This is a genomic window from Nostoc commune NIES-4072, assembly GCF_003113895.1.
In the GTDB taxonomy this organism is placed as follows: domain Bacteria; phylum Cyanobacteriota; class Cyanobacteriia; order Cyanobacteriales; family Nostocaceae; genus Nostoc; species Nostoc commune.
The window spans coordinates 2,592,181-2,618,994 of the sequence record NZ_BDUD01000001.1; the positions used below are offsets into that span (position 1 = coordinate 2,592,181).

Consider the following 26,814-nt stretch of genomic DNA (forward strand, 5'->3'; position numbering starts at 1 on the left):
TTTGGTTAATAAGTAATGACTCTCCCATTGCGGTTAGATATTTTGAGAAATGCGATCGCCTTAATTACTAGGTATAGGACTCATATTTGATTTTTGAACAAAACTCAGTACACCTTTATTCCTTCTTCCCAGTCCCCAGTCCCCAGTTCCCAATCCCTTACCTTTAGGACTGATTCAGAAATCAAATCGGATTGCTATAGATTATTTGGATCTACACCTAGAGAACGTAAGTACTGCGCTAATTGTTCGGCCCTTTGTCGCTGCTGTTCTACCTGTTCTGCATCTGTCAAATAGCGATTTCCTCGCTCATCATACCAACATAAAAACTCCTGTTGTATCCCGGCAATTACAGCTTGGTGTCGCCCAATACCTAACCCCACCTCTGGCATCAAATAGGGTTCACCTATTTGTAGTTGGTAGTTTCCATCTATCAATTTATACAATTCAAAGGGTTGATGTTGGTCGCGTCGCCAAAACTCAGGGTTATAAATTACGTAGTACAATACACCAAGTTTTCTGTATATATCTAGCTTCTCGTCGTATTCACCTCCGGGAGTGTGGGATACCATTTCTAATGTGAATATTGGAACTACCCCATTTTCTTCCCAAACTGCGTAACTTTTGCGTGATTTACCTCCCTTTTTCCGTTCTACTCCTACACTTAAAAAAGCATCTGGTACTACAGGTACTCTGGGATTTATCCCTGTGGTGTGATATACTCCCATATCTACTCCGAAGTACCAATCCATACGATTTGCCCAAATGGAGTTGAGTAAGAAGAGTAAAATGTTGGGCAAAAAGTTTTGGTCTTCGTTATCCACTGGCGTATCGTCTGAACAGGGAAGTTCATCAGTAGTTGGTAACGCATTTTTGAGATCAGGTGAGAGCATAACCGTTGTCTCGCTGGCGTTTGATGCCCTTATTATATATGAGTGACGAAAAGTTTAGCGTTTGGGCGCAGCCTCACCAAACTTAATTAAAAGTGCGATCGCAATACTAACAAGCAAAATTAACGTCATACTTAAAGCTGAACCAAATCCCCAATTTTGCGTTGCTCCCAAAAACTGGTTATAAACTAACCGCGCCGCCGTCATACTAGAAGCACCACCAAGTAATTCTGGATCGACAAAATCCCCCAAACCTGTGATAAATACAAGCATGGAAGCAGCCGCAATTCCAGGCAAAATTTGCGGTACGGTTACTTGGCAAAAAGTTTCTCCCGGATTTGCACCTAAATCAGCCGCCGCTTCTAGTAATCGCTTGTCTAGCTTTTCGAGAGAAGCATATAAAATCAAAACCATATAGGGTAACAAGCTGTAACTCATACCAATAAATACAGCTTGACTCTGGTTAAGTAATTCCAAAGTAGGTAAGCCTAAATTACTGAGTAAACTGTTCAGTAAACCAGTAGGGCGAAGAATTGTAATCCAAGCATAAGAACGGAGTAACGAGGAAGTCCACAAAGGTAAGACAAAGCCTAATAGTAGCAAATTCCGCCAACGCTGCGGTGCTATCTGAGCAATCCAATAGGCGACGGGGAAGCCCAAAATTAAACAAATTATTGTAGTGCCAAACGCAAAAAATAGCGATCGCACAATTACTTGCACATAAAGAGGGTCAAATATGCGGATGTAATTTTTGAATCCGTTGGGATTAACCAAATCTCCTGGCCGGATGTCTGCAACTAAACTTAACTGGAAAATGATCAAAGTTGGCAGCACCAACAAAAGTAATAACCAAATCCCAGATGGTGCAAGTAATACCAAAGGTTGCAGCCAATTCGCTCGTGGACGATGCAATTCTTGTATTTTAGAAATATCACTTTTTTGAAAATTCACCACTCCTAACTCCTAACTCCTAACTCCTAACTCCTAACTCCTAACTCCTAACTCCTAACTCCTAACTCCTAACTCCTAACTCCTAACTCCTAACTCCTAACTCCTAACTCCTAACTCCTAACTCCTAACTCCTAACTCCTAACTCCTAACTCCTAACTATTTTACCCGCTAGTTAATTGAGTCCAATAGCGATCGTAAACTTCTTCAAATTCTCCTACAGGAGTAACACGTTCACAATTTGCTAAAAGTGATTCTGAGGGAAATAAATTAGGATTCTTTTGGGTTGTTTTTGGCAATTGCTCAAATCCAGCATTATTAGGCGTAGAAATATTCAGACGCTGACTGATTTGGGCTGCTAATTCTGGTTGCAAAATCATATTAATCCAAGCATAAGCTCCAGCTAAATTAGGGGCTGTTTTAGGAATTACAATAGTGTCTGTCCACAATGAAGAACCACTGCGAGGAATTACATATTTGAGTTTAGGGTTTTCTTGAGAGATTCTCACAGCATCTGCTGAATAGCACATTGCCAATAGTAAATCTCCTGCTAGAATTTGATTTTGCCAAGCGTCGGTGTCAAAACGTGCGATCGCAGGTTTTAGCACTTTCAACTTTTCATAAGCTTGTTTGATTTCTTGTTCATTTTTAGAGTTGTAAGAGTAACCTAGCATCCGTAACGTCGCACCCATCACTTCTCTAACATCATTGAGCAAGGTCATCTGCTGATTAAGTTGCTTTTGGTTTTGCCAAAGGTAATCCCAGTCTTGTGGTGCATCTTTGATTTTTTCGGAATTGTAAAGTAAACCTGTTGTCCCCCAGTTAAAAGGAATGCTATATCGGTTATTTGGGTCATAGCTAGGATTTTGAAACCGGGGGAATAAATTCTCTAAACCGATTAAGCGATCGTGATCTATTTCTGTTAATAAACCTTTGTTTACCATCTTTTGCACCATGTAATCGGATGGATAGATGATGCTGTAAGTACCACCGCCTCCAGCTTGCAATTTCGCCAGCATGACATCATTGGAATCATAAACATCCGCTAGCACTTTCATACCGGTTTGGGTGCTAAAGGTTTTCAATAATTGGTTGTCAGTATATTGCGTCCAGGTAAAGATATAAAGTTGGTCGCGTTGACCCGAAGTATTAGAATTAGCACGGACTTCAGCTAGCCTCCAGCCACAACCAGCTAAAGATAAGCCAGAAAACCCTGCCACCCCTTTTAAAAATTGGCGTCTGTTAGTCATTAAGTTAGAAGCTGTTTATCAACAACCTCTAGATTACGGTATACCTAGTAGCCCCTGCCGTGATTTTTGGGGATAAATGTGTCAATCTTCACACTTACTGTAGAGCTTGCTTAATCTATGGTGGTTGTCCTGCCTTAACCAGATCCTTGCATGTAAGCAGTTCTTCATCATACGGGTATCAGTGGCACAAGAAACCCAAAGTTTTTGCAGATGAAATTATGTAGATTTTGACTATATAGCTTAGACTAGTAAATCTATCATCATATTTTTTATAGCTTCAATCAATAGGCTGTTATGCTCTTCCCAAGAAAGCCAAACAAGTTTGTAGAGAATTGCGGCACAAAGTAGTTAAATATGTTGTTAAACATTTGTAAACTGTTAGCAGCCGAGTAGCCGCGTGTCACATCTTGTTAAGGAATTATCATGAGACAACTTGTTATTGCTGAACGCGTATGCCTGATTGGTCATATCGTGTCAAAAGCCTTTGGACTGGTAGGGATGCTACTGGTCGTACCTAATGCCGAAATACTTTTCAACTTATCGCAGGTTGGAGAAACTGCCGTACAGTTAAGTATGGCAGGTGGCGGTGTAGTTGATATCATCTTGGGGACAATAGCTGTCTCTATTTATGCCTACCGAACGCTAGGATTAGGAACTTGGCTAGCATTTATGCTGCCGGCTATGTTTATTTCCTTGGGTAGTGAACTACTGGGAACCAGCACGGGTTTTCCATTTGGTGATTATAGCTACTTAAGTGGCTTGGGTTATAAGATTGCGGGGCTAGTTCCTTTCACAATTCCTTTATCTTGGTTTTATGTTGGGCTGTCGTCTTATTTAATTGCGAGAATCGGTTTGAAAGTGGCACAAAAACCTAGTTGGGGACGCCATATTGCGGCTATAGCCGTTGGTGCTTTACTCTTCACTTGCTGGGATTTTGCCCTTGAGCCAGCGATGAGTCAAACTTCTCTACCTTTTTGGTATTGGGAACACCCAGGAGCTTTCTTTGGCACACCTTACCAGAACTATGCAGGTTGGTTTGGTACTAGTGCCCTGTTTATGAGTGTGGCAGGATTGTTGTGGAGAAACGCTTCGATTAAATTAGAGCGATCGCAACTTAATCTACCCTTAGTCGTTTATTTAACTAACTTTGCCTTCGCCGCCGGACTAAGCTTGGCCGCTGGATTCTACATCCCAGTGTTGCTCGGTTTATTTCTTGGTGTAGTTCCCGCCGTGGCTCTGTGGTTAAGCAGTTCAACCACTCCTATTCCAGTTGCTGTTGAACCAGCAAGCAACGAAGTCTCGGTGGCAAGAAGCGTTAAAGTTGCCTTGAAATAAGTTTATAGATTGGGGAGTGGGGGAGCAGGGGGGCAGAGGAGACAAGGGGACAAGGGGACTTAAATCAGAACTTGCAACAAGTGTTTCCCCTTGTCCCCAATTCTCAAGAGTCCCCAAGTCCTCTTTCCCATGCCCAATGCCCCATTCCCTATGCCCATTTGTTTTGTATAGCCGCGAGATTTTAATTGATAAGTATTTTGACAACAGCAGACAACGCTTTGATAGTAGAAAGCGCCATTTCCCTTTTATTGCTACTTATCCAAGTACCAGCAACGGCGATTCTATTTTCGCGCCTGCTAAAGGGGCCAAGACGGCTTCCTCCAATAGAACCGCAACAGCCGACACTGGAGCTTTTGGGTAAGGTTAGCGTTGTCGTTCCCACGCTGAACGAGGCGCTTCGCATTAGTCCTCTGTTGGCTGGTTTAAGTCATCAAAGCTACGAAGTTCGGGAAATTATTGTTGTAGACAGCAAGTCTGTTGATGGTACACCCGACTTGGTAAAAGCGACACAGCAGAAAGATCCGCGTTTTCGCGTGATGACAGATGACCCCTTACCCTCTGGTTGGGTGGGACGTCCTTGGGCGTTGCATAATGGTTTTCTCTTTAGTTCTGAGGGTAGTCAGTGGTTTCTGGGGCTGGATGCTGATATCCAACCACATCCTGGTTTGGTTGCTGGTTTGGTGAAAACGGCCGAAGCACAGGGCTATGATCTCGTTTCCCTTTCACCCCAGTTTATCCTCAAATATCCGGGAGAGTGCTGGCTACAACCGGCTTTGTTGATTACTCTGCTTTACCGATTTGACCCGGCTGGGATCAATACAGAGCAGCCAGAACGGGTGATGGCAAATGGGCAGTGTTTTTTGTGTCGCCGCTCCGTTTTAGCTGCTGTGGGTGGCTATAGCAGTGCGAGTGGTTCTTTTTGTGATGATGTGACTTTGGCACGAAATATTGCTGTTCAAGGGTATAAGGTGGGCTTTTTAGATGGCGCAAAGGTGCTAAAAGTACGGATGTATGAAGGGGCGATGGAGACGTGGAAGGAATGGGGGCGGAGTCTCGATCTTAAAGATGCAACTTCTCGTTCACAGTTGTGGGGAGATTTGTGGCTACTCACATCTGTTCAAGGTCTACCCCTTTTAATAGTACTTACTTTTTTCTTGATTTCCCCGCCACTCTCGTACTCGCTACACACGGGATTAATCGCGTTACCCACTCCCCCACTTCTTCTGCTAGGACTAAATTTATTTTTGGTGGTAATTCGCTTTGCTATGCTAATTGCGATCGCACCTTCTTACGATCGCAAAAGCGCAAAAGGCGGCTGGTTATTCTGGCTTTCCCCTTTTGCTGATCCCTTAGCTGTGCTACGAATCTTCTTATCTGCATTCCACAAGCCACGCGAGTGGCGGGGACGCAAATATATATAGTGGGGCATTGGGCATTAATTATTCTTCCCCTGCCTTCCCTACTCCTCTTCACCTCCTAGTTGATCCCCGCGTTCCAGTTCCCAAAGAATTTGATTTCCTTCACGGCGTACCCGTGACACTATCCAGTTTCGCCAGCGCCATTGATCTCCGCGACTGGTAACAGCGCTGGCGTGGACATCCATCAAGTCTGCTAACTCAGAACTAGTGATTAAATAGCCTTTCTCTGAAATTTCGTCAGCGATACGCAGAGTTTCGACCAAGCTGCGGAGTTGCGAAACCCTCATTTCTGGCGGTTTTTCATCGATTGCGGCCGCAGTTGGCCCAGTAGATGGTTCCATAACGGTTATATCTGGTGCAGAAGTACTGATTTCTTGGGGACTTTGGTTAATTATTCTAGAGTTTTTTTCATAATCAGCTACTTTTGCTACATTTAGCTCATTTATAGAGGGTAAAGATTTGTAAATTTCTGTAGGTGTTAATTGTTGTAGCGAAGGAATTTTACCACTAGCATAGCTGCGAGCGATCGCATCACAACGTTCGTTACCTATGTTACCAGAATGTCCCCTAACGTGTTGCCATTTTACCTGTTGGGTATTAAGTTCATCAAGAGTTTCCAAAAGCTCTTGGTTTTGGACGGGTTTACCATCTGACTTTTTCCAGCCTTTCTGTTTCCAGCCTTTCACCCACTTGGTAACGCAGTTAATTAAGTATTCGCTATCGGTATGAAGGGTGATGGGTTGGGTTTGTTGAGATGTTTGCAGAAATTGGAGGGCTGCGATCGCAGCTTGCATTTCCATTTTATTGTTAGTGGTATGAGGGGATGCATCGCCCATTTCGTGGATTGAGCCATCGCTAAAATAGACGACAACTCCCCAACCACCAGGGCCAGGATTTCCGGTGCAAGCACCATCGGTATATATGCTTTGGATTATGGGTTGAGTGGACATGGTTAGGGTATCGAACCGCAAAGGACGCATAGACACGAAGTGGCTTCCCGCAGGGTAGGACGCTAAGGGAAGAGTAGATTAGCTGCGAATTTTTAAAGAACATCCAGGCTATTATACTGGTTCGTACTCCGGGAACAACGTTCCACAAGATTGTGGGAAAAAATTGTATTTTGCTATTCGTTGGATAACGCTTACGCTCAACCGAACCTACGAATATTCTTAACCGACGAGTATTGTCATAGCTGTTAATCAGAAATTTGATAAGATATCCGAAAAGCTACAGGCTCAGGATGTAGACATAAAGTGTTATACCAATTTGAAAAAAAATAGACCATTTGTAGAGACGCGATTCATCGCATCTTTACCCAACGATATGTTGCTCATTATGGTTTAAGTCATGTGGAAAAACCCACGAATAACCTAACTCTATTACCAACGCTCTTAGGGGAAAAATCCCAAGTCTCTTTCTTAAAAAGAGAGAGACTTAAGGGAACTCCAAAAAATAAATTATCTAATTTCTGGACTTCAGTACGACTTTCCCTCCGCCTGCTCCCTGCCCCCTGCCTCTATAGCGATGGTATATTTTTTTATTTGGAAGTTCCTAAAGAGAGCTTTTCCAGATACCGCGAAAAGTCAACTGTTATCAGTTCTGCAATAATTTGAGCTAAATATATTCAATTATTCCAGAGATAATAACAGAGTAGTAAGCTATGTCATTTTTCGATGTAACTAGCTATTTAATTTTTTAAACCTACGAGCAATTACTTTCTCTACAACAAAAGTCAATTATATTCATAGAATAATGTAGTATGAGTCAGAACACTTTTGAAAACATTAAAAAGTCTTTTCAGCCTAAACTTAGCAGCATAGTTAACATTGGCTTTAGAATAATAAGTATTTTGGTTTTAAGTTATTTATTTTTTATTCCAGCTAAAGGACTTGAGAAAAATCGACGACTAGATACAACAGAAGTAGGACTTTTAACAATTGTATTATTGTTAAACTCTTCAGTTCTTGAAAGACTAGAAAAATTACAATTTGGTAGCAATGGAGTCGAATTAAACCTAGTACATAATAAAATTAAAGCTAATATAGAGGCTAGTCAAAAGGAGTCAAAAGCTTTAGCTCTACTAGGGACTTTAATAGAAGATGATGAAAACCAAAGAAAGTTTTTTGACTACTTGCTAGACGATGGAGAGCGAACAACTCTGGAACATTTATTTTATGCTGAAAAAGAGCAAAGACAGTTTCCGTATAAAAAAGAACAATCCTGTGAGCAAAGATTGAGACATTTACGAGTATTAGGCTTTATTGAACCTTTAACAAATTATCAAATTAATGAATTGCCCCCCCAAAGTAATTTAAGAGACTATTTTAAGCTTACTTGTACTGGAAAAATATGTCTGGCTTTAGGTTCTAGTTCAATTGCTCCACAAGACATATTACATCAATGTGAAAGTGACTGTCATTGCTACAAAATATTGACTCAGATTATAGAAAAACAAGGTCAATATGGGCTAAAGATGAATAGCATTAATAATTAAGTATCTATCGATAACCCTTGTAGAGATGTTGCATTGCAACGTCTCTACACACGATAACTACATACGTTTTAAATCTTGTAAAACTGCGGTGGCTGATTGATAGCGATCGCTAAAATGATAGCAAACCATCTTATCTAAAATTGCCGCTAATTTTTCACTCACTTGCACCGTTTGCCGCCACATAATATTACCCGTTTCAGGATCTGGGTGGAGGTCTTGGGGTGGTATCCCAGTTATGGCTTGAATAGCAATCATTCCTAAAGCGTAAATGTCACTGCATAAGCGCGGATGACCGGCAAATTGCTCTGGAGGTGCATAACCTCGCGTTCCGATGGCTACTGTGGCTAATTCTGTTTGCTCACTACTTGGCGGTTGCATCAATTTGACTGCACCAAAGTCAATCAAAACCAACCGATTATCTTGAGCGCATCTAATAATATTAGCCGGTTTGATATCACGATGAATGACTCGATGCTGGTGAACAAATTGTAGAACTTCTAAAACTTGTTTGAGCATCTCAATTACAAATGATTCGTTCTGCACATTCTGCACAGGCGGTAATTCTTCACTTAGGGTATGTCCCTCGATATATTGTTGAATCAAATAAAATTCTTGGTCATCTTCAAAATAAGCAAGTAGTTCGGGAATCTGATGATGTTTACCCAATGATTGTAATATTTCAGCTTCACTATTAAACAACCTGCGAGCAACTTGCAAAAATCGGGTATCTTGACGGGCTGGCATTAACTTTTTAACTACACAAATCGGATTACCTGGGCGTTGAGTATCCCGTGCTAAATAAGTGCGGCCAAATCCACCTGCACCAAGAACTTGAGAGATTTTGTAGCGTCCACCCAAAAGTAAATCACCTGATTTTATTTCTGGTGAATCAATTGGGGGAGGAAAATCAAGATATGAGTCGGGAAGTGCTGTTTTATCTTCTAAGAGTATATTTAATTGAGCGATCGCTTCTTGTTGTTTTTCAACTTGCAGAATAATCACCTGAGTTTGTCGCTGATTTTGGTGGCTAGTATAAGTAATCACACAGATACTACTAATCACTAAAGCCAGTCCAGAGGGAACTAATGGTATCCATCCGCCTTGCAAAAACAAAGCAACGCAGATTCCTACTAAGCCAAGTAGAGTTGTCCCGACCACCACTAGCAACAGCAACGGATTTTGCCACCGCCATGCTATAATTCCACCTAAAAGCGACCAGCCCCACATCCAAATAAGTTCCGCCCAGTCTGGCCAGTACCAAATTAGAGGTCGCCCATCCAACACTGTACTGATAAGTTGACTTGCTATCTGTGCATGAATAAGCAAAGCAGGCATTCTGGGTGGTTGATCTGGCAAAGCACTATAAGGTGTATAAAAGCTACTTTGAGGGTAATTAGCTGCTGTAGTGCCAATAATTACAAGGCGGTCTTTGATTAAACTGGGTTTGACTTGTCCACTGAGGACTTGTGTGAGGCTTACTTCCTCGGCGAGGCTATTGGGGTGACGATAATTTAATAATATTTGATAGCCATCTGCATTCAGATGTTCGTAACTACCGGAATTCGGTTGTAAACGCGGAAAGATAATTTTACCTAACTGAAAATCTCCTTTATTAATAAAGTCATATTTAATGCCTTGTTTATCCAGATAATTAATTGCTATGAGCGCACCAAATGCAAATGATGTTGTACATTTTTTTTCTGAAGAGTGAACAAATAACAAACTGCGGCGGAGAATTTGGTCGTTTTCATTGTCAGCAACCACATTGCTAAACCCAACATTATCTATAGGAAAATTTGGAGGTGGTGGAATTTCATCTCTACCCAAGCTGCTGAACAAACAGGTACTGACGATGTTTTCTTGATTTTGTAAATTAGTTACTAAATATTTGTTTTCTGGCTGGAAAAGATATAAACCAACAATTCGCGGTTGATAAGATTCTATTTTTTTTAATAGCTGATTGATTCTACGAGCTGATATAATCCCTTTGTCTTGTTTGAGATCCTCGTCAGTGATTTTTACCAGCAAAATCCGCCGTTCAGGTGCTTCTGGCGGACGCGATCGCAACATCTGGTCATAAACTCTTAACTCCCAAGGCTGCAACCATTTGAGTTCCCGAACTCCCCAGATAAAGGTGGTGACTCCTACACTGGTGACTAAAATCATTTGCAACCAGCTTTTGCTCTTGGAAGTTTCACGGGAATCCTGAACTTTGACAAAAGACACACGAAATTTTTCTAATAGTCTACTAATCACGGCGTTGCGGCGGTAGCCTGAGTTGGGTAGATGTTGCAGGCGCAGAAGTTAGTTTTCTGACTCTAGGTTAAAAGCTGATTAACCTAAGCTTCTATATTAATTTAGCAGTTTACTTGCTGCTTAGAGACTAGACAAGCGATTGCGCTATGCAGCTAATCATCTGTTTGAGATATTTGAGCATCTTCAACAGGACTGGCAATTGGGAAAGAAATAGGATTAGTAGATGGGGTTAGTGAATCTAACTCGGATTGTTCGAGTGATGCTTCAATGCTTGAATTAGCAAAATAGGAGTCAAATATCTTATCATAGTTAGAAGCAACAGCTAAAAAAGCGCCACCCAAAATATAGATAGGTAATGGCAAATTAAATTTTTTTAACCAGTCAAACAGTTCCGCCAAAGCAAACAGCACTAAAAAGCAGGCAAGCCAAACCCTCATGTTTTCATTCCCTAGATTGAAACAACTCTATTACTAGCTTAAAGGTTGCCTAATAGTTGATGTAGTACATAATCACCAACTTACAACCTCTATAACTCTAGATAGATGTAGTGAGAGTTATAGCATCTGCTATATTCCAATATCTACTATAAAAATTAAAATATATTTAGCTTATGCCTGCAATCGAACAGCCAAGAATTGCATAGCTCGTTCGTTAGACTCGGCAGTGCCTCAAACTTTCACAGGTAAAACTGGCAACGATATTAGAGGTTTCGTTCCACAGTATAAACCGATGGGAAAACGGATGGACACGTCGCCAGATTTTTGAAACCTCAGATGTCTCGATTGAGAAATAAAATTTTCCCCTTGTTAAAGATTTAATTGATCGTCTAAAAGCTCAAGAGGTTACAGATTTGCGGCAATATTTGGGCGAATACGAGCAAGTAGAAGAAAATCTGCGTCATAGTGAAGCACGCTACCGCTCACTGGCAGAAGCAAGCGCATCCATCGTCTGGAGCGCCGGGCCTTGGGGCAACGTTGTTGAAGATATTCCGACTTGGGAGGCGTTTACTGGGCAAAGTCCCGAACAATATAAAGGATGGGGTTGGGTTGACGCACTGCACCCAGATGACCGTACCTCTGTAAGTGCTATTTGGAGACAGGCTTTTTTTGGACGCAGTGTTGCAGTTGCCGAGTATCGTGTTCTGCGGCATGACGGCGAATACCGATACATGAAGATACGCGGTGTACCTATACTTGATGAAACAGGCGAAATCGAGGAATGGGTAGGAATGTGCGTAGATATCAGCGAGAGCAAGCAAGCTGAGGCAGAACGTGAGCAATTACTAGCGTTACTGAAAACAGAACAGACTCACTTGGTTGAGGCTAATGTTCTACTTGATACCCTCTTCAATAACGCACCTATAGGTATTGGTTTATGGGATGAGAAATTAAGATACGTCCGATTGAATGACGCTTTAGCTGAGATTAACGGTTTTCCCCAAGATGTGCATATCGGTAAGACTGTTGCCCAAGTGCTACCAGGGGTAGATTCTACGGTCATGGAAGCTTTTCGCCATGTGATCGAGACGGGAGAATCTGTTGCTCAAGAAACTAGTGGAGAGACACCCGCCGCGCCTGGAAAGCAGCGATACTGGTCGGTGAATTACTATCCGATTCAACTACCAGGTGATATTACCTGGGTGGGTGCAATCTGTCAAGAAATTACTGCTCGCAAGCAAGCAGAAGTCGAACGTCAACAGCTATTTGAGCGAGAGCAAGCGGCTCGTGTTGAAGCTGAAGCTGCCAAAGAGCAAGTTACCAAAATTTTAGAAAGTATCACTGACGGCTTTCTTGCCTTTGATACTGAGTGGCGCTTCACCTACCTCAATCATGAGGGAAGCAGAACTCTAGGGCGTTCCTGCGAGGATTTGCTCGGAAAAAATTTATGGTTAGAGTTTCCAGAACTGGCTAATACTAGCTTTGGCCAGCTTTATCAAAGGGCAGTTGCTCTAGGAACGCCCCTTGAGCTTGAAGATTATTACCCACCCTTTGATGCATGGTTTGCGGTTCGTGCCTATCCTTCACCCACAGGATTATCACTTTATTTCCGTAACATTAATGTACGCAAACGGGCAGAGGCAAAACTGCGCGAGAGTGAGGCGTGTTTTCGGCTGATGGCTGAGAATTCAACTGATATTATTTCACGCCACAGAGTAGATGGAACTCTTCTGTACATTTCACCAGCTTGCTACACAGTATTGGGGTATCAACCAGAGGAATTAGTAGGTAATCACAGCCAGGAGTTAGTTCACCCTGATGATTTGGCAGAGATTGCCAGGAATTATCCAGTCAATGCCGATTTACCAGATATTTATACTGTTACTCACCGCGCTCGTCACAAAGACGGACATTATATTTGGTTAGAAGCAACTATTCGAGCTATCCGCGATCGCCAAACTAAAGAAATTTTAGAAATGCAAGCGTCTTCGCGGAATATTACAGAGCGCAAGCAGGTGGAGAAAGAGCAGCGTTTTCTAGCTGAAGCTAGTGAAATTTTGGCTGCATCATTAGACTACGAGACAACCTTAGCTAGTTTAGCGCGTTTGGTAGTGCCTGAAATAGCTGATTGGTGCTTAGTTGATATTATTTGTGACAATCAATTAGTCCGCCGGGTTACAGCAGCCCATGCCGATCCAAAAAAACAAGAATTGGTAGAACAGTTACAAAATTATCCACCTGATTTGACACTAAAAAAAGGTATTGCTGAGGTAATAGAGACAGGTAAATCACAAATTACTCATTTTATTTCTGATGAACAGATACAAGAGATAAGCCGCAATACCAGTCATCTAAAAATTTTGCAAGAACTAAATCCGACATCCGGCATTAGTGTACCCCTCATAGTTCGAGGACGGGTGCTAGGAGCTATGACTTTGGTTTCTTCTTCAGGTCGTCGCTACCCTACCAAAAGCCTAATGTTAGCCGAGGAGTTGGCTCGCCGGGCTGCCGTGGCCGTTGATAATGCTCGACTTTATACAGAAACACAGCAATCTCAACAGGCGGCTTTACGGGCAGCATCTCGCACTGCGCGTCTGCAAGCCATTACCGCCGCACTTTCTGAATCTCTGACTCCGGCACAGGTTGCTGAAGTAATGGTAGAGCAAGGTATGGCAGCTTTGGGAGCTAGTTCTGCTTTAGTAGCCCTAGTGACTAAAAGCGGCACTGAACTAGAAATTGTCCGTGCAGTAGGTTTTGAACAAGAAGCGATGGATACATGGCGTCGATTCTCTATTCATACATCCGCACCACTGGCAGAAGCAGTACGAACCAAACAGCCTATCTGGCAGGAGCCGACAACAACAAGGGTTGCTCGTTACTCACATCTAGCTCAGGAGTATGCACGGCACAATTATGCAGCTTGGATTTCAATTCCATTGATCATTGAGGGACGAGCCATCGGTGGCATGTCTCTAGCTTTTGCCGAAATTCAGGAGTTTAATCAGGATGATCGACCCTTTATTCTGGCATTAGCACAGCAGTGCGCTCAAGCGATGGAACGGGCCCGCCTATACGAGGCAGAGCAAACGGCACGGGAAGCAGCAGAAAACGCCAACCGAATTAAAGACGAGTTTCTAGCAGTTCTTTCTCATGAATTGCGATCGCCACTCAACCCAATTTTAGGATGGTCTAAGCTACTCCAAACCAAAAAACTTGATGAAAAGACAGTTCCTCAAGCGCTGAAGACTATTGAGCGAAATGCTAGGTTACAAGCTCAACTGATTGAAGACTTGCTGGATATCTCCCGGATTTTACAAGGTAAACTTAGCCTGAATATCTACCCAGTTGATTTGACATCTGTGATTTCGGCAGCAATGGAAACAGTGCGGCTGTCAGCAGAAGCGAAGTCAATTGAGATGCACATCAGCCTGGAACCACATTTGGGGCAAGTTTTAGGTGATTCTGGCCGATTGCAGCAAATCGTTTGGAACCTGCTCTCAAATGCAGTTAAGTTTACACCTGCGGGGGGACGGGTTGATATTCGACTGGAACAAGTAAGGAATGGGGAGTGGGGAGTAGGGAGTGGGGAGTGGGGAGTAGGGGGTAAAGAAATACCAAACCACTCCCCGCTTTATGCTCAAATTATCGTCAGCGACACAGGAAAAGGCATCGATCCTAATTTTCTGCCTTACGTGTTTGAATATTTTCGCCAAGAGAACAGCAGCACAACCAGAAAGTTTGGTGGACTGGGGTTAGGGTTAGCGATCGTCCGTCACTTAGTCGAACTGCATGGCGGGACAGTGCAGGTAGAAAGCGAGGGCGAGGATATGGGGGCAACTTTTACAGTAAGACTCCCGTTGATTCAAAATCAATTAGAGATTAAACAGGACATTAGCGACTCAGAGACATCCTCAAATTTAAATGGTGTCAATATTTTAGTAGTGGATGATGATGCAGATACGCGAGAATTTATTGCCTTCTTGCTAGAGCAATATGGGGCAAATGTGATAGCAGTGGCATCAGCAAATGAGGCACTAACCGCTTTAAGCCAATCTCTGCCAGATATACTTTTAAGCGATATTGGGATGCCAGAAGTGGATGGATGTATGTTCATGCGACAGTTGAGAACACTGCCAGCAGAACAAGGAGGGCAAATTCGAGCGATCGCACTTACCGCCTATGCTGGAGAAATGAACGCCAAGCAAGTACTTGCAGCCGGATTTAACAAGCATCTTGCTAAACCAGTAGAGCCAGCCGAATTAGTAGATGCGATCGCTAACTTAATAGCTGAATAAACCTGTCTGTAGCTGTTAGTTTTCTCAACCTAAAAGTACGTCGGCGTGCCACCTTTTCTAAAACTGATACATCTAATTTAAGTTCGGGAGCAAAAGCTTTAGCAACTTCAGTTGGGTTTTTTTCAGCCCATTCTCCTACCTTGTCTGCTTCTTCTAAAAATACTCGCACCAATTCGGGATTTTGAGTGACAAATTGACGTCTACCTAGATAAAAGCCGCCTAGAGTGTTAATTCTTGCTGCATTTCTCAAATTACGAATTGGGATAATTTTTTCCACAAGAGCCAAAAAAGGGTCACTACCTACCCAAACTTCAACTTTGTCTTGAATAGAATGGCACGCTTGATAAGCGTAAACCCATGATATTACTGGCTTTTGGGTATAGGGTGTAGGGTGCAGGGTGTAGGGAAAGAAGAAGATGTTGATTATTCTCTACTTTTCACTTATTAGTGTTGGTGGAGTAATAGCTGCATATTCTTGAGGCGTGAGCAATGCTTCTTGAACATCAATCTTTTTAGGTAAGATTTTTTCGTTATAAAATAAATCTGCAACACTTTGTTGAGCTTTCATCAACTCTGAAGTAATTCCTTTAATTCGATAAGTAGCGCGTCCAGAAATTATTTCTTGAATGGGCAGATCAATTTTAAGCACTGGTGCTATGAGTTTGGCTACCTCTTTACGATTTGCTTCTGCCCATTGACCGTTTTTATCAATTTCTTCTAAGACAATCCGAAGTAATTCAGGATTTTCCTTAGCAAACTCGCGTGTTCCTACATAATATCCGCCTGGGGTTCCAATATTTGTGGCATCTCGCAGTACACGCGCACCGTGAAGTTTTTGAACCAAAGCTAAGTGAGGATCACCAGTTACCCAAACTGGAATATTTCCCTCAATAAATGCACCACGGGCTTCGACATTGGGCATACTTAAAACTTTAATATCACTATATTTTAAACCCACTTCTTTTAAGGCTTGGATGATAAAATAGTGAGAAGCAGAACCTTTTTGAAAGACAACTTCTTGACCTTTGATATCAGCTAAAGTTTTAATTGGAGAATTTTTAGGAACTGCGATCGCACTACCTTTACCTGAATTAGGGCCAAGTCTTCTTCCAGCCAAATAGACGATTTTTGCACCCGCAGCTTGAGCAAAGATGGGAGGAGTTTCTCCAACTGAGCCAATATCAATTTTGCCCACATTCATCGCTTCCATGAGTTGTGGGCCTTGAGCAAATTGTGACCACTCTACTTTCAAGCCCAAAGGCTCCAAACGTTTTTCTAAAACTCCTCTGACTCTAACTAAATCACCAGAGCTTTGATACCCTATTCGCAGCAACTTTGTTTTAAAAGTTATAGTCTTAGCCCCTGCTGGTTCTGCTTTAGGATTAGTTGCTGTATTTGTATTAGATACAGTTGACGTACAACTTATTAAAGTAGTAGATAAAGCTACAAAGCCAGGGATTACAAATAAAGCTATTTTACTAATTACCGTTGTCTTAGTTTCCAAAAAATTATTAAACATTTTTGCACCTCAACTTTTGATTAAATACTGATATCACAACATCAGTTAATAACTCCTGGTTTAGAAGCCAATACTGGAGTTTCATCAGATGGTACAAAGAGTGCGCCAAAATATAGAGAAAAGTTCAAAAGCTGTTCATCGGAGAGCTTTTGGTCTTTGAAAATTAAGATGTGGTGATGTCTGGCGACAAGCCACTTCGCGTCTACGCGCAGAGCTTGCTTAAGTTGTAATATAACTTCAGGTGTGATCGTTTGACTGGCATCAAGATTGGTAACTATGGCTCCCAAAGGAGCATCAATAGACCTAATTTTAACTTCTGTCAAAGTTAAGGTAGGCATCACATTCTCCTGTATTTTTAGTCTATTCTTGGGATAACTACTTATTTGCTAAAACATCTGAAGGAGTAATTTTGGCGTACTCTTCAGGCGTCAAAAACCCTTCTCTAACATTTACTTTTTTGGGGATAAGTCCTAAGCTGTACCACTTATCTGCAACCTGTTGTTGCTTGGTAATGGTTTTTTCAGTAATTGGTACTAGCCCATAGTCATATTTATCATGCATTATTTCTAAAGTAGGTGGATCTAGCTGAGTTACAGGAGCCAGCAGTTGTGCTACTTCTTTGGGATGATTCTTAGTCCAAATTTCTGCCTTTTCTATTTCCTCTAGAAACACTTTGATAACATCAGGATGAGCCTGATAAAACTGGCGTGAGGTTGAGTAAAAGTTGCCAGTATCCCGCAACTTACCACCATCTGCTAAAACACGAGCTATTTTATTTTGTACATTTCTGGTAGCAAATGGCTCCCAAATATACCAAGCATCCACCTTGTTCTGACTGAATGCTGCATTTGCGTCTGACGGCGGTAGATAAATTGATTGGACATCACTCAGTTTTAATCCCGCGTCTTCTAATGCCTTAACTAATAGATAGTGCCCAATAGAGGCTTTTTGAAAAGCCACTTTTTTGCCCTTCAAATCGCTAACACTTTTAATCGGTGAGTTTACAGGAACTAAAAGTGAAATGGCTTTACCACTAGGGCGTGTAGTAGCTAGATAAACAAGAGGCGCTCCTGCTGCTTGTGAAAATACAGGAGGCGATTCGGCTGTAGATGCGATATCTAATCCATTTGCATTCAGGGCTTCTAGCTGTTGTGGCCCAGCCGCAAACTCAGCCCACTGCACTTTAAAACCCAGAGGCTCTAATCGTTTTTCTAAGGAACCCTGTTTTTCTAAAACTGCTAAAGCGGAAAGTTGTTTGGAACGTACAATCCGTACTACTTGCTTCTGAGTTGATTTCTTTGTAGTACTAGATGAAACTGCCGATTCAGGGGAAGCTGCCGACTGTTGAGTGTTATTTTTTGCCTCACTACAACTTGATAGGGTCGTCGATAGCATTAAACAGTAACCGAGAGCAAACAACAAGGAACGACGTGTTGTTCTCTGGCTTTTTCTGAATTCAAACTTTCCTTTTAAAGCTGGCATGGGTTGTTTTATTGATTTCCCTCTAGGTGGTTAGAACAATGATGATTAATTGCCATGTAACAAACAAAAAATCTTTTATATTAAGTTATCTGAAAACTTCAATAGATATTTTTTCTAATTTTAAAAAGTTTATTTATGATTTTAGGGAATGGGTGGGTATTACCCACCCCGCAACGACTCGAGGAAATGAAAATTTAATAGTTAGGAGGGAAAACTTAGGAAGTGGAGTGAGAAGATCCCACTCCAATATCGTGCTAATGGAAGATTGAAACTTGTGAATAAAACTCTGTCTTGTTCAATGTCCAATGCCCTAAGAATATTGGGTGATCGCAGGTAGTTGATCGTTGAGTACCCAATCGCCGATCGCACGCAATTTGTAGTCCACAGGATCGTGCAGGGTAAAGGTTCGTAAATCCCGCCAGTAACGGTCAAATCCATATTTAGTTGCAGTGGCGCGAGTTCCCGTAACTTCAAAGATGCGGTTGGTAATATCTATACCGACACGGGTAGCTAATGCCTTGGACGCGGAAACTGCAATCGCAACTTCTCCCCTCTCTTGATGAGTCAGTGCTACATCCTTATCCCATGCTGCTTGCACCTTCTCGGCTGCTTGGTCAGCTAGAGCGATCGCAGCTTGGATTTCCACCCAAAAGTCTCCGTAATGATGTAGAAGATATGGGTCTTGAGTAGCACTATCTACCCCTGATGTAATCCACGCTTTAGTAGTAGTTTTTGTGTACTCACGAGCGGCGGCGAAGGCTGCTTTAGTAATTCCCAGATAAACATTGGTTTTTGTTAGCTGGGCAATAATACCAAGAAAAGTTGAGAAGGCACTATCAGGAGGATTGGATGTCCCTAAAATCTCATCTTTCTCCACTAAAACATTATTAAATGTATAACTACTGCTATCAGTGCGACGTTGCCCGATGTTGTCCCAATCTTGATTAGAAACTAACCCTTCCCTGTCTTTGGGAATTATGAATATGAATGGCAATTCTACACCATCTTCTAAAGCGGAAAATACCCGGTAATCTGCAACAGAAATACCAGTACCAAAGCTTTTAACACCATTAACCCGAAAATTTTCACCTTCTGGGTTAATTTTCAGCCTAGTATCTCGCGTATTGATAGCGTTTGCCCAAAATAAATTATTTTTAGCAGTTTCTCTATAGTATTTTTCCTTTTGGGCTGGTGTGCCGGAAACGTGACCCAAAGCCGTCAAATTGAGATGATTACCATACAATTGACCAATTGAACCATCAGCTTTTGATAGCTTTCTAACAATTTTTAAAGCATCAATCCAAGTTGCACCAATTCCACCATATTGCTTAGGTATAATCAGTGGCAACAAACCACTTTCACGCAGTTTATTAATTTCCTCTTCTGGAACTCCGGCTTGAGCATCCCTTTCAACTGCTGATTGAGCGAATTCCTTGGATAGAGAAGTTGCTAGGTCAATGTAATCCTTTGGTTTTTTAATATCTAGCACCATAATCAAATCATTCTTAGTATTTTGTAATTCCTAATTAAGGCAAAACAATTAATACAATCAGTTTCTAATTCGTTGCTCTGTGAATGTGAGGTAAAACATCCTTTTCCAATGCAGAATTTAGGAGAAATGTAGAGTGGGCAAGGCCCACGCTACAAATGAACAGAGGAAATGGAACATGGAACGTTGTAATTGTCATTAGTCATTAGTGATTCGTCATTTGCAAAGGACTAATGACTAATGAAAGTTATTTCTTAGCCGCTAAATATTCGTTGGCGGCTTTCTCAACACCTGTACCCTTGAAGAAGTCTTGATTGAGACTGGTGTACAACTCTAAGGGGTGGATTGAGAGGAAGTAGCGGAGGTCTTCTTCAGTAATGATTTCGTGTTCTGCCATTGAGTAAGCGTTGGCAGTAACGGCGGTGATATCAGGCACATCCCAGTGACCGGAATCTGAACCCAAGAAGGCTTTAACTCTGTCGCCAAAGGGATTAGCTGCACGATTAAAAGCTTGAGCTACACGGGTATCGTCTGATTCTGTACCGAAGTAGAAATGATTTAAGAAGCGATCGCGCACATCTTCTGGCTTCTCAATTCCTGCTAGTTCAAATTCGTCGAGTTCGCCTGGATCTTCTGGAGCCAATAGTTGATGGTGGAATCCTAAACCGTCACCAATTTTATCTAAGCGTCCATCTACCAATTCGCCACCGTAGCGGGTGTACAACTCTACTAGTGCTTCCTTGTCGATAATGGCAGGATTGTTATTTGACAACAAATGTTGTTTATTGCGGGTTTCCCAGTGCCAAATAATATCAGCGTATAGACTAGCACCCCAAGCTGAACCACCTTCTAAGAAGGCAAACTTTAATTCTGGGAAGCGACGGGTAACTCCACCAAAAAACAACGATTTGCATAATGCTTCCGCCGCAAAGGCAAAGTGATTAATGTGATTGTACTGGGCGTTGGTGACAGAACGCTGAGTTGTCCAACCTTGGCTAGAAGCATGAGTTGTGGGTACAACTTTCAGTTCTACGCACTTAGCCCAGAATGGATCGTAATCATACTGGCTATCTAAGCCAAAGTTATCAATCCAAACCACTTCGTTAGCTACTTCTTTGCCATACTTTTCAAAGGCAGGAATTGGACGACGAACATAACCAGGAATTTGAATTGCTTTGAGTCCCAAAACATTCACGGCATATTCCAACTCTTCAATCCCTTCTTCGGGAGTGTGCAGGGGAATGGCGGCGATGGGTGTTAAGCGATCGCTATAAGGGCGGAAAATATCAGCATGGTAAGTGTTAACTGCTCGACAAACAGCCCGCCGCATTTCTTCGTTGCCGATATTCGGGGCCATTGTTGCCAAGTTGGGGTACACCACGGCAAAGTCTGTACCTGCTTCTTGCAAGCGTTCGTGCAGCAACTTGGGCAAGCTAATAGTAGCCAAATTCAAAGTATTTTTTGTTGGACGACCCCACCAGTTAGGGCGATTGCTGCGATAAGCAAAACGTTCTTCCCAAGTTTGCTTGTACCACTTAAAGCGGGAAGATCCTGGTAAATTTTCTTTGAAACGTTCAACAAGTGCAGTTCCACCAACTTGCTCTAAATAATCCAAGACTGCGGGTTCAAATTCTTGGGTATGTACATCGGTATCAATGATCGGATAACCAAGTTTTTCCCGAATTTGAGCAGACTTGGTTTTTTGTGGGCGGTCTAGAGCAATCGTCATGATAGTTTACCCTAAATTATTCAAATGTTTGTAGGGATTGGCAAAGGCCCAGAATCAATCCTTTGTAGAGACGGCGATTTATCGCGTCTCTTGCCTGATTTATCGCGTCTCTTAACTTAATTTCCCAGCCAAAAATTCATCTGCTGTTTTCTCCACAGCCGTACCTTTAAAGAAGTCACGATTCAAGCTGGTGTACAACTCCAAGGGATGAATTGACAGGAAGTATTGCAAATCTTCTTCGGTGATAATCTTGCGTTCTACCATTGAATACGTATTAGCAGCGATCGCAGTTATATCAGGTACATCCCAGTGACCAGAATCAGAACCCAAAAATGCTTTAACGCGTTGGCTTTGCCCGCCGTAGGCATCGCCATAAGGGTTAGCTTTCCGGTTAAAAGCTTGAGCTACACGGGTATCATCTGATTCTGTACCAAAGTAGAAGTGATTCAAGAAGCGATCGCGGATATCCTCTGGCTTGGTAACTCCTGCTAAGGCGAATTCATCCAAATCACCTGGTTCTAGGGGAGATACTAAGTCAGCGTGGAAACCTAAACCACTGCCTAGTTGATCCAAACGACCATGTACTAGTTCGCCACCATAGCGGGTATAAAATTCTAGCAGTTCTTCATAATTAACATTGGCAGGATTGTTATTTTCCACCAAATGGTCTTTATTGCGGGTATCCCAATGCCAAATCAAATCGGTGTACAAACTAGCACCCCAAGCTGCACCTCCTTCTAAAAAGGCAAACTTGAGTGTAGGGAAGCGGTGAGTTACACCACCAAAGAATAGAGATTTACATAGTGCTTCCCCAGCCGATGCAAAGTGACCAATATGGTTGTATTGGTAATTGCTAATGGAACGCCGATTGATCCAGCCCATACCGGAAGAGTGGGTGGTGGGTACAACTTTCAGTTCTACGCACTTCGCCCAGAAGGGATCGTAATCATATTTACTATCCAAGCCAAAGGTATCAATCCAGATGGCTTCGTTGGCTACTTCTTCGCCATACTTCTCGAAGGCGGGAATGGGGCGGCGGATATGTCCGGGGATTTGAATAGCTTTGAGTCCCAGCACTTTCACGGCATATTCCAATTCTGCGATCGCCTCTTCGGGCGTATGCATGGGAATAGCGGCAATTGGTGTTAAGCGATCGCTATTAAGGACGGAAAATATCAGCATGGTAAGTGTTAGCTGTACGGCAAACAGCCCGCCGCATCTCTTCATTACCGATGTGTGGAGCCATCGTTGCCAAGTTGGGGTACACAACGGCAAAGTCTGTACCAGCTTCTTGCAAGCGTTCGTGCAGCAACTTTGGCAAACTAATGGTGGCTAAATTTAAAGCGTCGTTCGTGGGACGAGTCCAGAAAGGAGGACGGGCGGTGCGGTAAGTGCGGCGTTCATCCCAAGATTGCTTAAACCATTTAGAGCGAGATGCACCTGGTAAGTGTTCTTGAAAACGTTCTGCGATCGCACTTCCAGCAACTTGCTCTAAATAGTCCAAGAATGCTGGGGGAAACTCTTGGGTATGTACATCAGTATCGATGATCGGATAACCAAGTTTTTCCCGAATTTGAGCAGACTTGGTTTTTTTTGGACGGTCTAGTGCAATAGTCATAGGTTCTACCTGATTTTTCAATTGGATTGGGTAGATAGTACTGATTAAGAAGGTTGTCTACTTTCTTCTTAACAGCATTTCTTTGAAGAAGTTGGGATTTTATTTACATATAATGTGGCAAGATTAGTAAAGATAAAATCTCGATAATCAGCTTTGCTGATTATATCCTTCTCCACAAACTTGTAGATATTAGCTGTAACAGCAATAGTCATAAAACCTTTTTCCAAACCGAGTATTATTGTATAAAAAGCTAAAATAGATAAAATTAACGAGACTGTTCTTTAGCAACCCAATCTGTTAATTTAAAGTCCGACTTTGCTAAACCCTGCGAGACTAAAAATTTCTTTGTTCCCTCTAAAAGTTTCACACCCTCGGCTGGTAATGGTTCTTCTGATACCTGTTTGAGTGGGAATGATACTTTAATGATGTTGATGGGATATTTAGTAGTTTGAGCGTGATACTGATAATATTCTTCAGAATTAGCTTTTAAATCTTTGGCTGCTTCTGTGAGAATTGCATTAAATTTCTGTGGGAAATCAGGCTGTTTTGCTAGAAAGCTTTCGGTAGCCACAACTAATGATGTCCCTGACAAACCCTGATGATTTGCCGAAGAATCAATCACTGGAAACCCTTGTGATTTCAGAAAAGGCCCTAAATCGCTTGAAGTTGCATAAGCTGCTATATCACCACGTTCTAAAGCTCCTTTTGCCTCAGTGGTCATCAAGTGGACAACTTTTACATCTTTGGCAATTTTGGCTTCAGCTAATAGACCCAGCAGGTATCGATGCATATAAGAACCTTTTTGGGTAGCTATTTTTTGACCCTTAAGTTCAGCAAGCGATCGCGCACCATTCTTTTTCGCCACTAACCAGGCGGTTGTATTAAATTGGCTAATCCTTAGCAGTCGGGTTTCCTGACCCCTTGCTCTCAGAACTATGGCTGGTGTATCGCCTAAAGAGCCAACATCTAATTGTCCTGCGACAAGCGCCTCATTTAGATCGGGCCCATTAGGAAACCTTGCAAAAGTAATGTTTTTAAATCCTAGTTTTTGTAGCTCACGCTCTAATATTCCCTTTTTCTTTGCCCAACCAAGTGCCCCTGTCGGTTCTGAACTACCTACATAACCTATTCGTAGGGTAGAAATGTTATTTGCAGCAACAGCGTTATTAACATTAACAGCCTCAATGGATTGAGCAGATTTAGTTTCACTTTGGCTACATGCTGTAGTTAGTAGTAGTAGGACACAAGCCACTGAGATTGATAATTTTGAAGGAAGTTTATAACCGTTCTCAATTGGGTGGAGTACAGTTTTAACCTCTCTCCTTTTAGGAGAGAAGCTTTGAATTTTTCCCCCTTCCCGCAACGAGTTGGGGGTTAGGGGGTTAGGTCTGTCTGGATACCTCACCGAATTGAAAATGGCTATATTTTTACTGATAGAACTTGTTCCTACTGGGAACCACAGCATGACTCTTTCCTCCGCCGTACTATTTCATCTGCTTTAGAATTTGGAATGTTTGATCGGCTTTTGCTGTTGAAGTGCGTTTATATCCCCAACCGATGTTTTCACGGTAACTACCCAGTAGCCCAACTTCTACCAATTCTGCCTCGTTGACCGAAGTCGTCACATCGCTTTCTGGTGCAACATAAAGAGCATCAACTGGGCAATACAATTCGCACATATAACAAGTTTGGCAGTCACTCTGGCGGGCAATGGTTGGCGGCGCATCGGGTACTCTGTCAAACACGTTGGTTGGACAAATGTTCACGCAGATATTACATTTTATGCACCGCGACTCGCTGACCAACTCAATCACACTAATGCTCCTACTTTGGATAAAGGCTTTTCTGTACTATGTAAAGGCTGACTCTTTACCCAGACTCGATCTAATCCACCGCTAATCAGGTGATGTTGCTGGTTAGGATCAAGTTCTGGATAGTCTTGATGTTTGTGCATACCACGAGTTTCTTTACGTTCAATGGCACTGCTGTACATCCACCGGGCTGTGGCTACCATTGCCGCAGCTTCTCGCGCCCGGATTAGTTCTTTTTCTGATGTTACCTGGCTACTGCGAAGTTCTTGCCAAAGATGATTTAGCTTACTCAAAGACTCGGTTAAGCCTTGTTCTGTACGGAAATAGTTCTTTTCGTAGGGGAATACTTCAGCTTGGACTGCTTGAATAATTTCATCAGTTGCCAAGCTTTGAGAGCGATCACTCCCACTCTCTAATACTACCTCTCCAACACCCAAAACTAGTCGTTGAGTTTTGTGTTCCCCTAAACTACGGCTATATTCAGCAGCCGATTTCCCCGACCAATAGCCAGAAGATATTGCCCAAGCTGCATTATGGCTACCACCGCCAGTAAATCCGCCACAAATCAGTTCGCGTGTAGCGGCATCTCCTGCTGCATAAAGTCCCCGCACAGAACTGGCACAACTCTCATCTACAATCCGAATTCCTCCCGTACCGCGCACAGTTCCCTCTAGGCGCAGAGTCACAGGGAAACGTTGGGTAAAGGGATCAATACCTGCACGGTCAAAGGGTAAAAAGAAGTTGGGCTGCGCTAAACGCATAGATGCCCGCATCGATTCAGCCGCTTTGTCTATGATGGCGTAAACAGGCTGTTGCAGTAATGTCTGGGCAATTACTGAACGTCTATGAGAACTTGCTCCCGGAATCACACTACCATCTTCGTAGGTGAAGGTTGCCCAATTATAAAACAGGGTTTTAGTAACTGAAGAAAAGGCGGGAGAGATGCCGTAAGCATTGGAAAATTCCATACCCGACATCTCAGCACCAGCTTCTGCTGCCATTAAATAACCATCCCCTGTCAGGACGTTGCATCCTAACGCTTTACTGAGAAACGCACAGCCACCAGTTGCGATAATTGTGGACTGCGATCGCACTAGCCATTTCTCACCAGTTTGACGGTTCACACCTGTTGCACCAGCAACAGCACTATCGTCATCTACCAGTAATTCTAAGGCGGGGCTGTTGTCTAAAATATTGACTCCTGCCCGTTGAATTTGCCGCCGCATCAGCCGCATATATTCCGGCCCTTGCAGCGATCGCCGATAGGGTTTGCCCTCATCGTCGGTAGGGAATGGATAACCCCAGTCTGCTAACTGATTGACGTTTGCATAGGTCTGATTCAATACCCGATCCATCCAGTTGCGATCGGATAAAAACCCACCCAACGATTCCCGACTTGCCTTTGCTGTTTCTCGTGCTTCTGGATCGGGCGGCACATACCACACACCATTTCCAGATGCCGCAGCACATCCAGTGGTTCCACAATATCCTTTATCTACAAGGATCACCCTAGCTCCACTTGATGCAGCACTCCAAGCCGCCCAAGTTCCAGCTGGCCCACCTCCAATCACAAGCACATCGCTTTCTAAGTCAAGTTTAAAATCGGTTGTTAATGTCTTTAGCATTTACAATTTCCCTCCATCGATAAAGTCTTAAGCATCAAGTCTTCAGCCCATCGATGCTGCACACCATTTTATAAATCTGTTTGCCTATCTACTTGACGACTTACGACAACACCAATTTAGTAATCCTGGAATAGTAAGTACATTAAATTGATCGGTAAACCGTAGTTTAGACATAACAAAGCTTTTCACAGTTTTCGACAAAAAGCAAGTATTTTAGTAAA

Annotated in this window: 21 protein-coding genes; 4 read left to right on the forward strand and 17 right to left on the reverse strand. The window is 42.6% G+C overall.

The genetic code is table 11. From position 1 onward, the window contains the following. Positions 1-194: 194 nt before the first annotated feature. The 3 genes from CDC33_RS11430 to CDC33_RS11440 all read right to left on the reverse strand — a co-directional run bounded on the left by CDC33_RS11430 (position 195) and on the right by CDC33_RS11440 (position 3,085). Complete coding sequence (locus tag CDC33_RS11430) at positions 195-890, reverse strand: Uma2 family endonuclease (protein ID WP_109008587.1); 696 nt, start codon at positions 888-890, stop codon at positions 195-197. Positions 891-944: 54 nt separating this feature from the next. Next, complete coding sequence (locus CDC33_RS11435; protein WP_109012540.1) at positions 945-1,838, reverse strand: ABC transporter permease; 894 nt, start codon at positions 1,836-1,838, stop codon at positions 945-947. A gap of 161 nt (positions 1,839-1,999) precedes the next feature. After that, positions 2,000-3,085 (reverse strand): ABC transporter substrate-binding protein, encoded by a 1,086-nt coding sequence (locus tag CDC33_RS11440; protein WP_109008588.1) that lies wholly within the window; start codon positions 3,083-3,085, stop codon positions 2,000-2,002. A 423-nt stretch (positions 3,086-3,508) separates the two neighbouring features. Between CDC33_RS11440 and cruF the strand changes: the two genes are divergently transcribed. Together cruF and cruG are read left to right on the forward strand one after the other, a co-directional pair. Next, a complete protein-coding gene (cruF, locus tag CDC33_RS11445; RefSeq protein WP_109008589.1) occupies positions 3,509-4,420 on the forward strand; it encodes a gamma-carotene 1'-hydroxylase CruF in 912 nt (303 codons plus the stop codon). A gap of 197 nt (positions 4,421-4,617) precedes the next feature. Continuing rightward, positions 4,618-5,841: a 2'-O-glycosyltransferase CruG gene (gene cruG, locus CDC33_RS11450; RefSeq protein WP_109008590.1), complete on the forward strand. Its 1,224-nt coding sequence runs from the start codon at positions 4,618-4,620 to the stop codon at positions 5,839-5,841. A 38-nt stretch (positions 5,842-5,879) separates the two neighbouring features. Here cruG and rnhA read toward each other — a convergent pair whose 3' ends face one another. Continuing rightward, positions 5,880-6,788, reverse strand: coding sequence for a ribonuclease HI (gene rnhA, locus CDC33_RS11455; protein WP_109012541.1), 909 nt, complete (start codon positions 6,786-6,788; stop codon positions 5,880-5,882). 809 nt (positions 6,789-7,597) lie between these two features. Between rnhA and CDC33_RS11460 the strand changes: the two genes are divergently transcribed. Next, complete coding sequence (locus CDC33_RS11460; protein WP_109008591.1) at positions 7,598-8,332, forward strand: hypothetical protein; 735 nt, start codon at positions 7,598-7,600, stop codon at positions 8,330-8,332. Positions 8,333-8,389: 57 nt separating this feature from the next. Here CDC33_RS11460 and CDC33_RS11465 read toward each other — a convergent pair whose 3' ends face one another. Together CDC33_RS11465 and CDC33_RS11470 are read right to left on the reverse strand one after the other, a co-directional pair. Next, complete coding sequence (locus tag CDC33_RS11465) at positions 8,390-10,588, reverse strand: CHASE2 domain-containing serine/threonine-protein kinase (RefSeq protein ID WP_109008592.1); 2,199 nt, start codon at positions 10,586-10,588, stop codon at positions 8,390-8,392. 152 nt (positions 10,589-10,740) lie between these two features. Further along, on the reverse strand, positions 10,741-11,025 hold the full coding sequence (locus CDC33_RS11470) for a hypothetical protein (protein ID WP_109008593.1): 285 nt from the start codon (positions 11,023-11,025) through the stop codon (positions 10,741-10,743). Between the two features lie 413 nt (positions 11,026-11,438). On the opposite strand from CDC33_RS11470, the gene CDC33_RS11480 reads away from it, so the two are divergent. Beyond that, positions 11,439-15,320, forward strand: coding sequence for a hybrid sensor histidine kinase/response regulator (locus CDC33_RS11480; RefSeq protein ID WP_109008594.1), 3,882 nt, complete (start codon positions 11,439-11,441; stop codon positions 15,318-15,320). Here CDC33_RS11480 and CDC33_RS11485 read toward each other — a convergent pair. The 11 genes from CDC33_RS11485 to CDC33_RS11530 form a co-directional block, all read right to left on the reverse strand. Beyond that, positions 15,301-15,606 carry a type 2 periplasmic-binding domain-containing protein gene (locus tag CDC33_RS11485; protein WP_244919200.1) on the reverse strand — a complete coding sequence of 102 codons (306 nt, stop codon included), beginning with the start codon at positions 15,604-15,606 and terminating at the stop codon, positions 15,301-15,303. The two genes, CDC33_RS11480 and CDC33_RS11485, sit on opposite strands and share 20 nt — an antisense overlap. A 144-nt stretch (positions 15,607-15,750) precedes the next feature. After that, the gene (locus CDC33_RS11490) at positions 15,751-16,839 is read right to left on the reverse strand and encodes a sulfonate ABC transporter substrate-binding protein (protein ID WP_109008595.1); all 1,089 of its coding nucleotides are present in this window, start codon (positions 16,837-16,839) and stop codon (positions 15,751-15,753) included. A 41-nt stretch (positions 16,840-16,880) separates the two neighbouring features. Beyond that, positions 16,881-17,177, reverse strand: a complete 297-nt coding sequence (locus CDC33_RS11495) for a TauD/TfdA dioxygenase family protein (RefSeq protein WP_181373971.1) — start codon at positions 17,175-17,177, stop codon at positions 16,881-16,883. Positions 17,178-17,214: 37 nt separating this feature from the next. After that, complete coding sequence (locus tag CDC33_RS11500) at positions 17,215-18,321, reverse strand: aliphatic sulfonate ABC transporter substrate-binding protein (protein WP_109008596.1); 1,107 nt, start codon at positions 18,319-18,321, stop codon at positions 17,215-17,217. 310 nt (positions 18,322-18,631) lie between these two features. Beyond that, on the reverse strand, positions 18,632-19,813 hold the full coding sequence (locus CDC33_RS11505; protein WP_181373972.1) for an acyl-CoA dehydrogenase family protein: 1,182 nt from the start codon (positions 19,811-19,813) through the stop codon (positions 18,632-18,634). Between the two features lie 244 nt (positions 19,814-20,057). Then, complete coding sequence (locus CDC33_RS11510) at positions 20,058-21,539, reverse strand: amidohydrolase family protein (protein ID WP_109008598.1); 1,482 nt, start codon at positions 21,537-21,539, stop codon at positions 20,058-20,060. A 111-nt stretch (positions 21,540-21,650) separates the two neighbouring features. After that, complete coding sequence (locus CDC33_RS11515) at positions 21,651-22,721, reverse strand: amidohydrolase family protein (protein WP_369694296.1); 1,071 nt, start codon at positions 22,719-22,721, stop codon at positions 21,651-21,653. Further along, the gene (locus tag CDC33_RS41640) at positions 22,699-23,157 is read right to left on the reverse strand and encodes a hypothetical protein (protein WP_369694297.1); all 459 of its coding nucleotides are present in this window, start codon (positions 23,155-23,157) and stop codon (positions 22,699-22,701) included. The genes CDC33_RS11515 and CDC33_RS41640 overlap by 23 nt, the downstream gene beginning before the upstream one ends. 265 nt (positions 23,158-23,422) lie before the next feature. Continuing rightward, positions 23,423-24,622, reverse strand: a complete 1,200-nt coding sequence (locus tag CDC33_RS11520) for an ABC transporter substrate-binding protein (protein WP_109008599.1) — start codon at positions 24,620-24,622, stop codon at positions 23,423-23,425. Between the two features lie 19 nt (positions 24,623-24,641). Further along, a complete protein-coding gene (locus tag CDC33_RS11525; protein ID WP_109008600.1) occupies positions 24,642-24,971 on the reverse strand; it encodes a 4Fe-4S dicluster domain-containing protein in 330 nt (109 codons plus the stop codon). Further along, the gene (locus tag CDC33_RS11530; RefSeq protein WP_109008601.1) at positions 24,968-26,593 is read right to left on the reverse strand and encodes an FAD-dependent oxidoreductase; all 1,626 of its coding nucleotides are present in this window, start codon (positions 26,591-26,593) and stop codon (positions 24,968-24,970) included. The genes CDC33_RS11525 and CDC33_RS11530 overlap by 4 nt, the downstream gene beginning before the upstream one ends. Between the last annotated feature and the right edge of the window lie 221 nt (positions 26,594-26,814).

Bases quoted from the DNA above. Each gene is read 5' to 3' on its own strand.
- CDC33_RS11430 (WP_109008587.1), bottom strand. From the start codon at position 890: ATGCTCTCACCTGATCTCAAAAATGCGTTACCAACTACTGATGAACTT.
- CDC33_RS11530 (WP_109008601.1), bottom strand. From the start codon at position 26,593: ATGCTAAAGACATTAACAACCGATTTTAAACTTGACTTAGAAAGCGAT.
- CDC33_RS11510 (WP_109008598.1), bottom strand. From the start codon at position 21,539: ATGACGATTGCTCTAGACCGCCCACAAAAAACCAAGTCTGCTCAAATT.
- CDC33_RS11460 (WP_109008591.1), top strand. From the start codon at position 7,598: ATGAGTCAGAACACTTTTGAAAACATTAAAAAGTCTTTTCAGCCTAAA.
- cruF (WP_109008589.1), top strand. From the start codon at position 3,509: ATGAGACAACTTGTTATTGCTGAACGCGTATGCCTGATTGGTCATATC.
- CDC33_RS11500 (WP_109008596.1), bottom strand. From the start codon at position 18,321: ATGCCAGCTTTAAAAGGAAAGTTTGAATTCAGAAAAAGCCAGAGAACA.
- CDC33_RS41640 (WP_369694297.1), bottom strand. From the start codon at position 23,157: ATGACTATTGCACTAGACCGTCCAAAAAAAACCAAGTCTGCTCAAATT.
- CDC33_RS11470 (WP_109008593.1), bottom strand. From the start codon at position 11,025: ATGAGGGTTTGGCTTGCCTGCTTTTTAGTGCTGTTTGCTTTGGCGGAA.
- CDC33_RS11520 (WP_109008599.1), bottom strand. From the start codon at position 24,622: ATGCTGTGGTTCCCAGTAGGAACAAGTTCTATCAGTAAAAATATAGCC.
- rnhA (WP_109012541.1), bottom strand. From the start codon at position 6,788: ATGTCCACTCAACCCATAATCCAAAGCATATATACCGATGGTGCTTGC.
- CDC33_RS11440 (WP_109008588.1), bottom strand. From the start codon at position 3,085: ATGACTAACAGACGCCAATTTTTAAAAGGGGTGGCAGGGTTTTCTGGC.
- CDC33_RS11495 (WP_181373971.1), bottom strand. From the start codon at position 17,177: ATGCCTACCTTAACTTTGACAGAAGTTAAAATTAGGTCTATTGATGCT.
- CDC33_RS11505 (WP_181373972.1), bottom strand. From the start codon at position 19,813: ATGGTGCTAGATATTAAAAAACCAAAGGATTACATTGACCTAGCAACT.
- CDC33_RS11515 (WP_369694296.1), bottom strand. From the start codon at position 22,721: ATGCTGATATTTTCCGTCCTTAATAGCGATCGCTTAACACCAATTGCC.
- CDC33_RS11490 (WP_109008595.1), bottom strand. From the start codon at position 16,839: ATGTTTAATAATTTTTTGGAAACTAAGACAACGGTAATTAGTAAAATA.